The organism is Paenibacillus borealis (assembly GCF_000758665.1).
Classification (GTDB): domain Bacteria; phylum Bacillota; class Bacilli; order Paenibacillales; family Paenibacillaceae; genus Paenibacillus_AQ; species Paenibacillus_AQ borealis.
Map to the genome: position 1 here is coordinate 7,375,240 of NZ_CP009285.1, position 13,666 is coordinate 7,388,905.

Annotated in this window: 17 protein-coding genes; 2 read left to right on the forward strand and 15 right to left on the reverse strand. The window is 47.8% G+C overall.

Annotated elements, in window-relative coordinates; translation table 11 throughout:
• Positions 1 to 19: 19 nt before the first annotated feature.
• The 10 genes from PBOR_RS31315 to PBOR_RS31360 form a co-directional block, all read right to left on the reverse strand.
• Complete coding sequence (locus PBOR_RS31315) at positions 20 to 448, reverse strand: phage baseplate assembly protein V (protein ID WP_425415510.1); 429 nt, start codon at positions 446 to 448, stop codon at positions 20 to 22.
• A gap of 2 nt (positions 449 to 450) precedes the next feature.
• Positions 451 to 1,482: a phage late control D family protein gene (locus tag PBOR_RS31320; protein ID WP_042217877.1), complete on the reverse strand. Its 1,032-nt coding sequence runs from the start codon at positions 1,480 to 1,482 to the stop codon at positions 451 to 453.
• 5 nt (positions 1,483 to 1,487) lie between these two features.
• Positions 1,488 to 1,688 (reverse strand): tail protein X, encoded by a 201-nt coding sequence (locus PBOR_RS31325; RefSeq protein ID WP_042217879.1) that lies wholly within the window; start codon positions 1,686 to 1,688, stop codon positions 1,488 to 1,490.
• Positions 1,685 to 4,645, reverse strand: a complete 2,961-nt coding sequence (locus PBOR_RS31330; RefSeq protein WP_042217881.1) for a phage tail tape measure protein — start codon at positions 4,643 to 4,645, stop codon at positions 1,685 to 1,687. The genes PBOR_RS31325 and PBOR_RS31330 overlap by 4 nt, the downstream gene beginning before the upstream one ends.
• 149 nt (positions 4,646 to 4,794) lie before the next feature.
• Complete coding sequence (locus PBOR_RS31335) at positions 4,795 to 5,115, reverse strand: phage tail assembly protein (RefSeq protein WP_042217882.1); 321 nt, start codon at positions 5,113 to 5,115, stop codon at positions 4,795 to 4,797.
• 12 nt (positions 5,116 to 5,127) lie between these two features.
• Positions 5,128 to 5,646 carry a phage major tail tube protein gene (locus PBOR_RS31340; RefSeq protein WP_042217884.1) on the reverse strand — a complete coding sequence of 173 codons (519 nt, stop codon included), beginning with the start codon at positions 5,644 to 5,646 and terminating at the stop codon, positions 5,128 to 5,130.
• A gap of 13 nt (positions 5,647 to 5,659) precedes the next feature.
• Positions 5,660 to 7,105, reverse strand: coding sequence for a phage tail sheath family protein (locus PBOR_RS31345; protein ID WP_042217886.1), 1,446 nt, complete (start codon positions 7,103 to 7,105; stop codon positions 5,660 to 5,662).
• Between the two features lie 3 nt (positions 7,106 to 7,108).
• The gene (locus PBOR_RS31350) at positions 7,109 to 7,393 is read right to left on the reverse strand and encodes a hypothetical protein (RefSeq protein ID WP_042217888.1); all 285 of its coding nucleotides are present in this window, start codon (positions 7,391 to 7,393) and stop codon (positions 7,109 to 7,111) included.
• The gene (locus PBOR_RS31355; RefSeq protein ID WP_042217889.1) at positions 7,390 to 7,812 is read right to left on the reverse strand and encodes a hypothetical protein; all 423 of its coding nucleotides are present in this window, start codon (positions 7,810 to 7,812) and stop codon (positions 7,390 to 7,392) included. The genes PBOR_RS31350 and PBOR_RS31355 overlap by 4 nt, the downstream gene beginning before the upstream one ends.
• A 175-nt stretch (positions 7,813 to 7,987) precedes the next feature.
• Positions 7,988 to 8,491: a sigma factor-like helix-turn-helix DNA-binding protein gene (locus PBOR_RS31360; protein WP_245647955.1), complete on the reverse strand. Its 504-nt coding sequence runs from the start codon at positions 8,489 to 8,491 to the stop codon at positions 7,988 to 7,990.
• 220 nt (positions 8,492 to 8,711) lie between these two features.
• Between PBOR_RS31360 and PBOR_RS38260 the strand changes: the two genes are divergently transcribed.
• Both PBOR_RS38260 and PBOR_RS35850 read left to right on the forward strand, forming a co-directional pair.
• Positions 8,712 to 9,110: a helix-turn-helix domain-containing protein gene (locus PBOR_RS38260; protein WP_052429720.1), complete on the forward strand. Its 399-nt coding sequence runs from the start codon at positions 8,712 to 8,714 to the stop codon at positions 9,108 to 9,110.
• Between the two features lie 86 nt (positions 9,111 to 9,196).
• Positions 9,197 to 10,093: an ImmA/IrrE family metallo-endopeptidase gene (locus PBOR_RS35850; protein ID WP_052429721.1), complete on the forward strand. Its 897-nt coding sequence runs from the start codon at positions 9,197 to 9,199 to the stop codon at positions 10,091 to 10,093.
• 158 nt (positions 10,094 to 10,251) lie between these two features.
• Here the strand turns inward: PBOR_RS35850 and rpsI are convergent, their stop codons facing one another.
• From rpsI to PBOR_RS31395, 5 genes are all read right to left on the reverse strand, one after another.
• Complete coding sequence (rpsI, locus tag PBOR_RS31375) at positions 10,252 to 10,644, reverse strand: 30S ribosomal protein S9 (RefSeq protein WP_042140127.1); 393 nt, start codon at positions 10,642 to 10,644, stop codon at positions 10,252 to 10,254.
• A 20-nt stretch (positions 10,645 to 10,664) separates the two neighbouring features.
• Positions 10,665 to 11,102, reverse strand: coding sequence for a 50S ribosomal protein L13 (gene rplM / locus PBOR_RS31380; protein ID WP_042140128.1), 438 nt, complete (start codon positions 11,100 to 11,102; stop codon positions 10,665 to 10,667).
• 233 nt (positions 11,103 to 11,335) lie between these two features.
• Positions 11,336 to 12,115, reverse strand: coding sequence for a tRNA pseudouridine(38-40) synthase TruA (gene truA, locus PBOR_RS31385; RefSeq protein ID WP_042217891.1), 780 nt, complete (start codon positions 12,113 to 12,115; stop codon positions 11,336 to 11,338).
• A 179-nt stretch (positions 12,116 to 12,294) separates the two neighbouring features.
• Positions 12,295 to 12,660: a 50S ribosomal protein L17 gene (gene rplQ, locus PBOR_RS31390; RefSeq protein WP_019908254.1), complete on the reverse strand. Its 366-nt coding sequence runs from the start codon at positions 12,658 to 12,660 to the stop codon at positions 12,295 to 12,297.
• 41 nt (positions 12,661 to 12,701) lie between these two features.
• Positions 12,702 to 13,646, reverse strand: coding sequence for a DNA-directed RNA polymerase subunit alpha (locus PBOR_RS31395; protein ID WP_039298711.1), 945 nt, complete (start codon positions 13,644 to 13,646; stop codon positions 12,702 to 12,704).
• Positions 13,647 to 13,666 lie beyond the last annotated feature (20 nt).

Here is a 13,666-nt window from a genome sequence, read left to right on the forward strand (position 1 = left end):
TTCTTGTGTTTGGTCTGACTTAGCTATACTGCTCATCCTGTTCCACCACCCCACCATCATTAAATACGCTGGCCGACACCTTGCCTGTTACTGTTAAATCTCCCTCGATCCTCACCCCGCCGCTACCTTTAACATTCAGTCTTTTGGCCGTACGGTCATAATAGACATAACTGCCATCCTCAAACCATACCCCCCGCTGATCCTTGCTGCCTGAAGGCTGATCGTCTTCTGCAAAGTACGTTCCCAAGCAAAAACCTGCCGAACGCCCGTTATCCAGAAAAACGCACAGCACCCTCTCGCCCGGCAGCGGTATCGCATTGCCCCTTCCCCAACCGCCCGGCGTGAGAACCGGCAATTCGCCAGAAACCATATCATCGCGGTCTGCAAAAGAAACCCTGACACTTCCCGCTGCCACATTAACTGTGGATACCCTGCCAATAAGAATCAATTCTACCACCCCAATACTTTGCGAATTTCCAGATTTGTTGTGTACCCGTTGCTTCCAATCGAATGCCTGGCGGATTCTATGATGTATTTCCCGTCAAACCGCTGCCAGCCCTTGATATTAATGGTTAGTCCCGTAGCCATCCGCATATCACCCATTAGGGAAAGCGTCCCTCTTCCGCCTTCTTTATTGCGTTCCCGAAGCCTTTTGCGGGCTAGACGCAATGCATCAGCCTGGCTATCGACTTGCTCATTGATCTTAAGCACAGGACCACTCTTCGGCGCACCCTCAGGTGTGTAAGTAGCCTTTAGGGGCTCTTTGCCCTGGGGAGGCGTATACGTAACCGTACAGGCCCGGAAAGCCGCATATGCAGTATTTAGCGCAAAGCTGTACCCTGTCACATTAGCCTCCCCGCGCACAATCGTCGCGACCGCTGCTTTTTGTTCATATTCCCTTTCATCAAAAAGAACCACACTCCCGCCGGATACTTTAATGGCGATGCCCTCTTGAGTAGCTGTGTTCAGCAAAAAGGCCAAGTCCGACATCTCCGACTGCTCCAGACGTTCATAAGAAGGATTGTCCTGTGCCTCATAAATTAGTTTCAGTTTAGCGCGTTTGGCAACTTGAGCGGCTACCGTTTTCAGATTGGTTTTCTCCCAGCTGCGCGAACTGCGTTGCATCCGAATCTCGGAGGTGATGGGAAGTGAAACCGCCTTAATGGATATCGTGTCAGGGGGACCGTTAAAATCAATACTGTCCACCTCAAAGGTTCCCAGCGGCAGCTTCTTGATCTCACCCGGCTTCCCCCAGTTGACAGTCCGGATGGAAGCAACCAGCTGATCTCCTTCAACAGGTGCCCAAGGTCCCTGCCAATTGCGATCCCGGTCCTCCAGCGAAACTGTAAGATCGTCCAGAGAACCGGAGGCAGCATCGTTATATTGAAAGTCAGTTAGCGATTTCGCAATATCCACCGTGACATCCTTCCCGTTATACCGAAGCTCCAGTACTGCTCTGCGTGCGTCCTGCATGGATTCCATCCGGCTCACCCCCTTCTCCATGGAGGTAATGAGCTGGAGGTGTCAGCCGGCAACTCCGGTACATTCAGCACAATATTGCTGGAAAACACACTGACCGGAGCATGTGCTGGATTAGCATTCAGGAGCAGAGCCATGAATTGGGCGTCACCATATAGTTTAAAAGCTATTCCATCCCACATATCTCCCTGCACGGTTCTATAGATCATTGGAAGCTCACCCGCCTCTGCTGCTGGAGCATGGCCTTGAAGCGGCGTTCAAAACCGTCCTCCGTTTGTTTCAAGGCCTCACGCAGCTGTTCGACCACAGATTTATCCCCGCCCTGGAGGGTGATACTTGGGGCCCACGTTACATGAATATCTCCATTGTTACCGGAATTGTTATTGTAGCCCATCAAATCATTTGCCTTTTCCAATAAAGATCGGGACCGTGGCTTCTGATTTAATGGAATGGCCATTTCGGGACCGGCTTCACCAAATATAGATGGAACATATGCGATTCCGCCTTCAGCGTATTCCGCAATTTTTGGACCACCATAGAGCGGCAAATATGGCTTTCCTTTCGAATTGGCCGTTTTTCGCCCCTCATCTCCCGCAACATTGAAATTTGAAACCTCTCCGATCTGCTGCCATAGGACCTGAACATTCACTATCTTTTCAGCAGGCAGTTTATCCACCTCATTATTAAGGCTTGCCGTATCAATCAATGCTTGAGTGATCTGTTCTTTTTGAGCAATGGACAAATCCTTGTATTTCGCTACTTGCTCTTCTAAGGTGCCCCCAAGATCAAGCTCAATCAATTTTTTTTGGGCATTGTAATAAGAGAGCATGCTGCTTTCAGCTTCTTTTTTATCACTTTCGGTCTCTTTGATTTCAGTGTACTGGTCATCAAAGGAAGTCCTATACTTTTCGTAATCTTGTTTGATCGACTCAATAGCCCAACCGCCGGAAACATCGTATTCTGTACCCTGAGCTTTATTGATTTTATCTCTTAATGCATCTATTTGTACTACTTTCTCCTTTTCGCTTCCCTTTCCATTCCAAATCTCATCAAGCTGATTCACGTATTGGCGATAATCTTGAAATTTCGCCATATTAGTATCATATTTAGCGTACTGCTCGGCGAGTTTCTCAGTCGATGCTGTATATTCATCCTCCAAATCAGGTAATTTCGCCTGAGCTGAAAGTACATCATGCTCTAATTCTCGCCGGCTCATGTCCTCCTGCGCTTTGGCAAGATTCCCGACAAGTCCAAGCTGATCGCTGAATCTGCCACTTTTTAAGTCTTCCGCAGACAGAATATCCGGATTCATGTCAATAAGCTCTTGTTCCACAAGCTTCTGCTTTCGCCTGGCTTCTGCCAATTCAGCAGCAGGAGTTTTGGCGTCCTTAAGCTTCCCTGTCAACCGGTCATACTCGGTAATTAGACCCTGGGTTTTTGCAGTCGTCTCCTCAATTCCGGCATAATTGGAATAGGATTCATCCAGCGCATCCCCCATATTCAAAAGCTCCAGGCGCGCATCCTCCTGATGCTTTCTGAAGGCTATGACTCCTGCAGCGGCCAACCCTATACCCGCTACGGTGAGACCCAACGGATTCGTGAGCATACCCAGCGCCCCGGCAATTCCTCCAGCTGCTCCGCTGGCTCCTCTGGCCGCCGTGATAATCTTGGAGAATTCCTGGACAATCTTGACTGTTTTTGTAGCCAGCATCGCAGCAGGAACCGCAAGACCGATTACCATCAGCGGCTCTTTGTTGTCTGAAACCCAGCCTGTTAAGCCCTGAAGCGCGGGCATCAAGTTTTCTCCCATGGGAACTACAAGACTTGCCATCAGCTCCCGTCCCATTGCCGCAAACTGCTCTGAGAGTGTATTGTCTTTTATCGCCGCTACTTCCTCCATGGTCTGCCTGGTCATATCAAACTGATTGCGGGTTTGGCCAAGCGCCAGCACTGCCTTGTTCCCTATTTCCTCAAATTGAGAGCCGAACAGAGTACCGGCAAGCGCTGCTTGATGAACCGGATCCTTGATGGCCTTCAGTTTCACAATAACCTGATTCATTGCATCCTTACTGGTAATCGATCCGTCTGCCAACCCTTTAAAGAGGCTATCGCCGCCGCCGAGCGTCTTTTGCAGTTGAAGCATAGCCTTTTTGGCCGAATCTCCTCCCGCCTTCAAGTCTCCAACCAGTGCAAGGGCACCCTTTTGTCCGGCGGCTTTTACCAAATCGGCAAATTCCTTCGACTTCGTCCCGCCACTGACAAGCGCGGCGCTGAATTGATCCAGCTGCTTAGGAGCAAACAGCTCGTAGACGGCGGCCTTTGCAGTATCCGAGCCTGCTTTAACGTTTGATCCAAATTTTTTCACAATGTCGGCAACACCATCAAGCGAGTCCGCTCCGTTGTCCATGCCTGCACTTAATAATTCAAACATCTCGTCGGCAGAATAACCCATCTTCTGAAAATCATCGCTGTATTTCCCTATTGCACTCAAAAGTCCGCCGGATGTGTTCAGCCCCTTCTGCGCGCCTTGAGCCATCAGATTATAGGCTTGTTCCGAGGAGATGCCGAATTTGCGCATCATAGCGTCAACTGCTTGTACAGAGCCAGCTATATCTCCCTTAAAAACATCACGATACGTCATAGCCGTCTGCGTTGTCTTCTCCAGCTCTTCTCCTGTTTGCTGCAGAATTTGTTTCACTGTTCCTACGGCGTCACCGATATCTTCATAGTTCTCACCATAATTCTGGCTGTACAGGTTATTAGAGATATCTTTCATTCCACTCATTTCTTTGGCGGTCAACCCGGTTGCAGCCTGAAGCTGCGCCATCGCCCCGGAAGAATCATTTACAGCCGCCCATACCGCCTTCAGAGGTTCAACGGCTTTTTGCAGCATGGAGAAGTCCACTTCTTTGACTGCATCTTTAAGCTTGTCACCGAGTTTTCCGGCCTTGTCGCCTACCTCCTCAATGCTGTCATCCGCCTGATCAGCCTCTCTCCGCAGTACATCGAAATACCCCCTGCTGACCATTTCCTGCAGAACCCGGTCCAAATCCTGAATATGATGTTCCGCTTCCCCGACAGAACGTTGGAAAGCAGGAGTCACCAATAAATTCAGCTGAAGAATAATCTCATTAATGCTGCCGCTTGAATTGCCTGTCCCTGCCATAAGTTACCTCCTTCCCTTAATCCTGGACACCCTCTCTACCCAATCCCCCAGTTCCTCCAAAGGCAAAGCGAGAAAATAAGGGATGGGAGTATGGGTGAGCATGGCCAAAGAGACGGCGATGTCTTTAATCCCATCGCCATCTCCGCAGCCTACAGCAGCAAAAAACTTTGTGCCCGCAAGGTCAGTTTTGTAAAATCCTTAGCTGAAAGTGCTCTGATCAGCCCAACGTGGACACCTGCAGCCTTTGCTACAATATAAGCCTGATAGGCTTTATTGGTCTCCTTAATCAATTCCCCGCTGGATTGCCGCGCCGACTCTACCTGATACTGCCGGTCACAGATCAGAATGTCTTCACCTGTCAGCTTGTCGAAATCAATACTCAAGCTCTCAAAAGTATCGCCTTCAAATGTTACAGGCCGGGCGAAAGTATAGACTTCCGCGCCAGCCTCCTCTATATTCTTTGTCCCCATCGTGCACGCTCCTTATAGACTAAGATTCTCTTTGGTTGCAGCAAGGTAATCTACATCATAAACTTTGTGAATGTAGTTATATTTATCAATTTCCAGCACCTGAACGCCATCCAGTGTCACCTTCAAATAATTCACTGAAAAGTTGTTGGTGGTATCCATCACTGCGGCAGTCTCGAGATTCCCCAGCGTTAAGCCAAGCGGTCTTGCACGGACAGTAACCTTAAAAGGCACCTCACGGTATTCACTTGTTGCCGTGTCAAAGGTTTGGATCGAAGCCCGGAGATCCAGCGTATGGATCTTCGGTGCCAGAAGCGATGCCGCTGCCTTTTCAATGGTGCGCCACTTGAGGGCCAGACTCATCGCTCCCGTGTGTCCCGGAGAAGGCGCCGCCATTTCTCCGGCGATTCCGCCGCCTTTAATTGTATCCACCAGGTAGGTGATTTCCGGCAATGTGGCGGTTGCCGTACCCAAATAATCCACTGCATTCAAGTACACCGAATAATCAATAACTCTTTCTGATCTTTTAGGCATATTGCTCCTCCTTTTACGCTACCAGCGCAGCTAAGTATGTTGTGTCGTATTCAAGCAGGAATGAAATCTCCTGTGCCGGTCCCGGCGGTGTGATGTGCAGATGGAAGGTAACCTTGCCGGCCATCAGATCCGCCACTGGATTCTCGGACTCATTGAAGTCTACCCGTCCGCCCAGCAGAGCTCCGGATGCCGTCAGACCGTTCAGCCAAATATTCACTGAATCTGTGACTGCAGCCACCAGCCGCTTGTTCATCGGATCATCCACCTTTTGCATGTAGGTCAGAATCAGACTGTTGCCGATCCAGTTAAACATGCGGCGGACCGGAATAAAGCTGTCTTTGGGGTCAGTGGCACCAGGGTAGGCAGCAGTATGATTCCCCCAGCTCTTCCAGCCGCTCGTCCCAAGATTAAGTGCCGTTACAATTCCTGCGCTGTTAAGGAAGCTTGCCTGGTCTATCCCCAGGAACTGGCTTGTCCCATCGGATAGTACAGTCCCATCCGCCTGCAAAGATTTATTAGACGGCGATACAAAAGGAACACCGCCATTATTGGCATCTGTCGCAGCGATAAGTCCAGCGAGCTGTGTAGAGAAATGATATTTCTTATCCCCTAGAGTCAGCATCGGGTAAGCCGCAACTTGAAGAGGAGCAGTGTAGCTGTTATCCGCTTTCCATGTGCCAGCATCTGTATAGGACTGGGACGGATCAATGTCCGTCAGCGCCATCGCCTTGAAATTCCCGTTGATATTTCCGGCTTTTGCCTTCATCACCGCAGCGACTGCAGACAGATGTGACCAGCCGGGAGCAAGCAGCAGATCCGGAAGAATGCCAAAACGCGGGTAAGCTTGATGGACCAGTTCAAAACCGGTATATTCTCCGGACGGGGTCACGCCCCCAATGATATCCTCAGCCTCTACAGCTTCCGGATTCAGCTTGTCATAACCCACGGACAGTTGATTAACATTGGCCGCGATAGCACCAGACGGCTTTGTTGAGATCATCACATGACCGTTCTCATCAAATGCAGCCGTATAATCCTTGCCGGATACATAGGTTGATGTACCGTCTGAAGATTTGACAAGGAGTGTGGACAACAGCACCCCTTCCGCCTGCAGGATGGCATCCCGGTTAGTTACAGCAGCCGCTGTTGGAGCAACCGTTGTCTTGTGTGTGGCCGGATCAAGCACGTTGACCAGAATCATTGGAGCTTTTTCATATAACGCAAAATGTGAATAGATTAATTCGCTCAGTGTATATTTTGACCAGTCCTCGCTGTACCCGAAGGCAGCCACCGCTTCCGCGTAACTATATACAAGTACCGGAGTATTCACCGGCACAGATGCCGCAGCCAAATGAACCGGAGCCGTTCCTACCGCAAAAGGAATACCGCTTGTTGCCTTTGTTGGAGCCAGAACTGAAGTCGATTGTTCAATAATAGTTACACCATGTTTAAAAGCCATATATTAAATCCCCTTCCCTAAAAGCCTTTGATAGACTGCATATTCAGCTGTTCCTGCTTGAACAATACGTTCCTGCACAGCCGTTATTTCTTCTAACGGTATAATCAGTTCAGCCACATCCGGCTGTTCCTCCAGCAGCGGCAGTAGATAGGATGGAATGCCCTCCCGAAAAACGGTGGATTGCAGCAGCCGCCCGCCACGCAGATTTGGACCTAAATAGATTTGTGGCGGCTCCTGTGCCGGCTCCTGCTCATTTTGGAGATTATCTTTATTATTAATGAAGTTCATATTTGTACCTCCGGTCTAATTTGGGGCAATACCCAGGTTGTTGTAAGTTCGCCTCCCCAGTCTGCTGCTGGGTGCTCCTCGTTAAGTTTCATCTTCCAGCTGGCGTCCATGACGAATTTTTGTTCAAGTACTCTCTTGCGCAAAAGCAGAATGCGTACCCGCTCCATCAGATTAAGCATATCAATGAGTCCTGTGTCATCTTCTGACTGGGCTCCAAACTGTAGTTTAATTTGAATTTGCCCTTGACCAGAATCACCTTCTCCTTCGGCCGGCCTAATCTTAATTACCGGATATCCCGGGTTCCCGGCATCACTCTGCGGCAAATATCCCAGCAGTACGGATGGTACGGGCAGCATGTCATCTGCCAATTGCTCTTTCAGATACTTTTGAATCGCCATGATTAGTAAAGTAATTGTCACTGTGTCCCTCCTTGCTCCTAGAACTCTTTCTCGAAGATACGGATCGTCCCCAACCGCTTCACCATCTTTGCAGTCACCTCCCCTTGCGGCATCAGCAGGATGAGTGCCGTTATTTGTCTTTCTATTTATTAGGGGCTTTCACTAGACAAAACCAAACATTTTATTTATATCCTCTTTAAATGAGGGACCTATACTCATCTATAACGGAGCTGATCTTTTTTTGCGCCCGCTGTATATATTCACTTACACTGCCAGCCGAAATCTGGAGCATATCAGCGATAGCCACATGCGAGAACCCCTCACCGTTAGCAAGCATATAACACTCCTTCTCCCTCCTGCTCAACAGCCCCAATACATATTCCAATTGAAAACGTTGATCCTCTGTGAGTCCTTCAGAAGGGACCGCATTGAAGTGACAGGTGAAGTTTTGCATAAGAATAGGTTCCAAAAGAATTTCCCGCTCATAACCCGCACGCCGTTCGATTCCCCGCTTGTTGCCCGGCCGCCGTCCACTGCTCAGCCACTCAATAACATATTCGCAGTCACTGACCATTCCGGCGATTACCTTTTTGTCTTCCGCCTCCGCACTTCTGTAAAGTTGTTCTACACCCTTTAATGAAATTTGATATTCTGGAATCAGTTTTTGCACAAATTCAGAATATATAAATTCCAGATCCACCTGCTCTACACACTCCATGTCAATTCCCCTTTCACCCATGTTGATTGAAATATACTCAATTTCGTATTTTTAAATCATGTTATACTCAATATCGCACTTAGTCAAGCTTTAAAACCTTAAAAGTACGAAAATGCATATTTACTTTTGCCTACAAACCTTCTACAATGAATTTAATAATACGAAGTAGCGTATATACTGATGATTTTGAGGAGGACTACATGTGCAACGGGCTGAAGTCTTAAAGAGGCTAATCGAGGAAACAGGCCTGAACACGAAGGCTTTTTCAGAAAAAGCAGGAATTCCTTATACTACGCTTAGATCAATCTTGATGCGGGGGGTAGGAGGAGCTTCTGTCGATAATGTTCTTAAAGTTTGTCGGGCTTTAGGCATTACTACCGAAGAAATGGATCGTTTGGCCTTCGGATCAAGTAAAGAAGAGGCTGCTCCACTGCTTTCGGAACTGTCTGAATTTGAGGCTTTTTTAAATAATCCGGAGCATGGACTGTTTTTCAAGGATTACCTGGACGCCCCGGACGAACGTAAACGGGAAATGTTGACCTTTTGGCAATTTATTAAAGATCTCGAAAAGAAAAAATCAGACTCTTCGGACGACAACTAAAAGCAGAAATAATCGTGGTTTCAGCCAACGGGCTGATTCCTCATATCTATATATACGAACATATATTCTTATCTCGGAGGTTTTTTATGTTTATTCATTATAAAAAAACACATCTTGAGCATTTCGTGGAAAAGCTCTACATAAACCATTCTATTCTTAAGCCGGAAGACATCACGATACAGAGGCTTTCGACTGAATTGGATATCCATATTGATTATGCTCCTGTCCGGAGCCGGGCTTATGAATCCATAACGGGTATGCGCTTTGTATTATTGGACAACCGTATTACCCCAATGAAGCAACGGTTCGATTTTCTGCATGAGTTATGTCACATGCTGAGGCACGCCGGCAACCAAATGACGCTGCCCGTTCCATTTATCAAGGCACAGGAGGAGGATGCTGAGAAGTTTGTTCTTTATGCCACCATGCCCTTTTTCATGATCCAATCCTTTAGCTTATCAGGAGATTACAGTACCGCCATTCAGCAAATTTCAAATGTTTTTGGGGTATCCAGGGAAATGGCAAAAGTACGCTTCGATCAAATTTTACGCCGTGAGTACGAGGGAGAGATGTTGCCGTGGAGGAGAGGAGAATATATTTCACATTCATTTGATCAAAAGAATTCGGAACCAAGTCATGCTTTAGATGAACCTGTAATCTTCGCTTACTACGATCCCCATAGCACACTGGATGGTCCGGATCAGCTTATTGTCTGTCTTGATCATGCAACATTGTCCACTCAGCATGAATGGATTGTCCCCATGGAGGAAAGGTTTAAGGAAATAGAGATAGATGCATTGAAGAATCTTGAACTTGAGTCTGCATCAAGAGGTGACTTAATCTGTTTTGATGGACAGCTTACCTTACAAATTCATCAGCTTGTGTATCGGCATGGATTATCTAAAAGGAATTTTGTATTGCAAATGAGGGATATTGAGCAGATTCTTGAAGCAGATCAAAGCACCGTACGAAGGTTTCTATGATAAAGAATTCCGCCAGTTATAACTACAAAAGCAAGCCCATGCAATTATGCATGGGCAATTTTTATATCCACCGGCAACTAAATACGCCCGCATGCGTAAAAAAGCTCCCGGCCATAAAGGCCAGGAGCTTGAGTTCCTTGATAACAAGGAGACAGATATTAACGTTTCGAGAACTGTGGAGCACGACGAGCGGCTTTGAGGCCGTATTTCTTACGTTCCTTCATACGTGGGTCACGAGTCAGGAAGCCGGCTTTCTTCAGCGCACCGCGATATTCAGGGTCTACTTTGAGCAATGCACGGGAGATCCCGTGACGGATTGCGCCAGCTTGACCGGAAATGCCGCCACCATGTGCAAGAACGATTACATCGTAGTTGCCCAGAGTTTCAGTCAGGTTCAAAGGTTGTCTTACGATCATCTTCAGTGTTTCTACACCGAAATATTCGTCCATCTCACGTTTGTTAATGACAATGCGTCCTTCACCCGGTACAAGGCGAACACGTGCTACCGAATGTTTACGACGACCTGTCCCATAGTATTGTACTTGTGCCATGAAACTGTCCTCCTCTATTCTTATCCGCGAAGTTCGTAAACTTCAGGTTTTTGTGCTGCATGTGGATGTTCAGCGCCTGCATATACTTTGAGTCTCAGTTTCATGTGATCCCCTTGACGAGTCTTAGGAATCATGCCGTGAACTGCGAATTCAATCATACGCTCAGGTTTGGTTTTGATCAGGTCTTCAGCAACAGTGACTTTCAAACCACCTGGGTGCATCGAGTGACGGTAGTATTTCTTGTTTTGCATTTTCTTACCGGTCAGGTGAATCTTCTCAGCGTTGATAACAATTACGAAATCTCCAGTATCAACATGTGGAGTGAATTGCGGTTTGTGTTTGCCACGGATTAGAGCAGCGGCTTCGCTTGCCAAACGGCCAAGTGTTTTGCCTTCGGCATCAATGATGTGCCAATTGCGTTCAACTTCGTTCGGCTTCGCCATATAGGTGGTACGCATGAATGTTTCCTCCTTGTTCTCGTACGAAAATCATCTGTTTCGTATATCTTGTTTCTCATTGGATTACAATTATGTGAGTTAAGAAAAGCTTGTTTGTTGGCATTTCCTTGATCGGGGCTGTGGGATAGCCATCAAGAAAACACAACTTTTATATTACAGCATAAACATGACAAGTGCAAGTGATTTTTAACTTTTCAAACACTATTTTTCATAAAAAATAATGCGCTGATCGTTTAGTTCTCATTCTCATCATATTCTACACTCCAGAGTGCCAAACCCTTTGACACAGCTGTAGGTCCAGCTGCCGCGCGGTCACATGCCGCAAGAATTACAGGGATTCTATCCGCGCTGATCTTGCCTTGCCCCACTTGCATCAGCGTGCCCATAATTATGCGTACCATATGCTGCAGGAAGCCACTGCCTGTAATATACGTATGGATAACTCCCTGATCGGAGGATCCGGGACGGCACATGCTGCGGTCCACCTCAAGACGTGCTTCAAATATCGTGCGTACATGCGAAGTCTTGGTAGACTTCCTGGACGCAAATGAAGTGTAGTCATGGGTACCCAGCAGTCCTGCCAACCCCTGCTCCATCGCCGGAATATCCAGCCTCATCGGATGATGATGCTGCCAGCGCCGCTGGAACGGGTCCGGGAACCGGTTGCCATTGATCGTGTACCGGTAGGTTTTACGCTTCGCTCCTCTACGGGAGTGGAAAGAGAGCGGAACCTCCCAGGCCTCGGTAACCACGATATCCTGCGGAAGCCTGGCGTTCAGAGCCAGACACCAGCGTTCCAGTGGGATCTGGGATGAGGTTATGAAATTAAAAGGTTGGCCATAAGCGTGCACACCCGCATCTGTCCGTCCTGAGCCCGTTATCTTGAGCGTCTCACCGGTCAGATGAAGAATGGCATGCTCCAGCTTGTCCTGAATCGTATTGCCCTGAGGCTGGGTCTGAAAGCCATCATAATGGGTACCGTCATAATTGACTTTCATCAATAGATTGCGCATTTCATTCTCCTGTTGGTCCATAGGTTTTTCTGTTTCATAAAAAAAGAGCCCCGGCGGGAGCTCCTTCTACTCTATACAAGGTGATTCCCGCGGTTATTTGCACGGCAGGGTCAAAAATGCCCTGCAGTACAATAACGTTAAATACGTAATGCGTACATCCGGAAATCATGCTTGTGAAACTACGCGCGGTCTACCAGTTCAAGATAAACCATAGGCGCAGCATCGCCACGGCGAGGTCCCAGCTTCAGGATACGAGTGTATCCGCCTGGACGCTCTGTGTAACGAGGAGCAATATCAGAGAACAATTTTTGGATTGCATCTTGTTCACCGTCTACAGTCTCACGACGAACAAATGCTGCTACTTGACGGCGAGCATGAAGATCGCCCTTTTTCGCTTTTGTGATCAGTTTCTCAGCGATGGAACGAACTTCCTTCGCTTTGGCTTCTGTTGTCTGGATGCGTTCGTATAGGAACAGATCCGTTACCATATCGCGGAATAATGCTTTGCGCGCGCTGGAATCACGGCCCAATTTTTGGTATGCCATTTGTTTTCCCTCCTTCACTCAAGTCTCAAGAAACCCTATAACTATTCTTCTGTACGAAGACCCAAACCGAGTTCCTCAAGCTTCTCTTGAACTTCTTCCAAAGATTTGCGGCCCAGGTTACGAACCTTCATCATATCTTCTTCAGTTTTCGTAGTCAGCTCTTGCACGGTATTAATACCGGCACGTTTGAGGCAGTTGTAGGAACGGACAGAAAGATCAAGCTCTTCGATGGTCATCTCGAGTACTTTTTCTTTTTTATCTTCTTCTTTTTCCACCATAATTTCGGCGTCTTTCGCTTCGTCCGTAAGACCTACGAACAGAACGAGGTGCTCGTTCAAAATTTTGGCTCCAAGACTAACGGCTTCTTCTGGTCTGATGCTACCATCCGTCCAAATTTCCAGCGTCAACTTATCATAGTTAGTCACTTGACCAACACGGGTATTATCAATACCATAATTCACGCGGGAAATAGGAGTGTAGATGGAGTCAACTGGAATAACACCGATTGGCTGATCGTCGCGTTTGTTCCGGTCCGCTTGGACGTAGCCGCGACCACGGCCTGCAAAAATGCGCATGTGTAGTCTCGCTCCAGGTCCCAGCGTTGCAATATGAAGATCCGGGTTCAGGATCTCAACATCGCTATCCGCACGAATATCACCTGCGGTAACGATGCCTTCTCCTTCAGCATCAATCTCGAACACTTTCTCTTCATCCGAATGAATCTTCAGAGAAAGAGCTTTAAGGTTCAGGATGATTTCCGTCACATCTTCCATTACGCCGGGAACGGTCGAGAACTCATGCAGAACGCCGTCAATTTGGACCGAAGTCACTGCGGCTCCCGGAAGGGAGGAAAGCAAGATCCGGCGAAGCGAATTCCCCAGAGTCGTGCCATATCCACGTTCCAGCGGTTCAATTACGAATTTCCCATAGGTTCCATCATCATTGGCTTCTACGGTCTCAATCTTCGGCTTTTCGATTTCTATCACGAGTGTACCCCTCCTTCAAA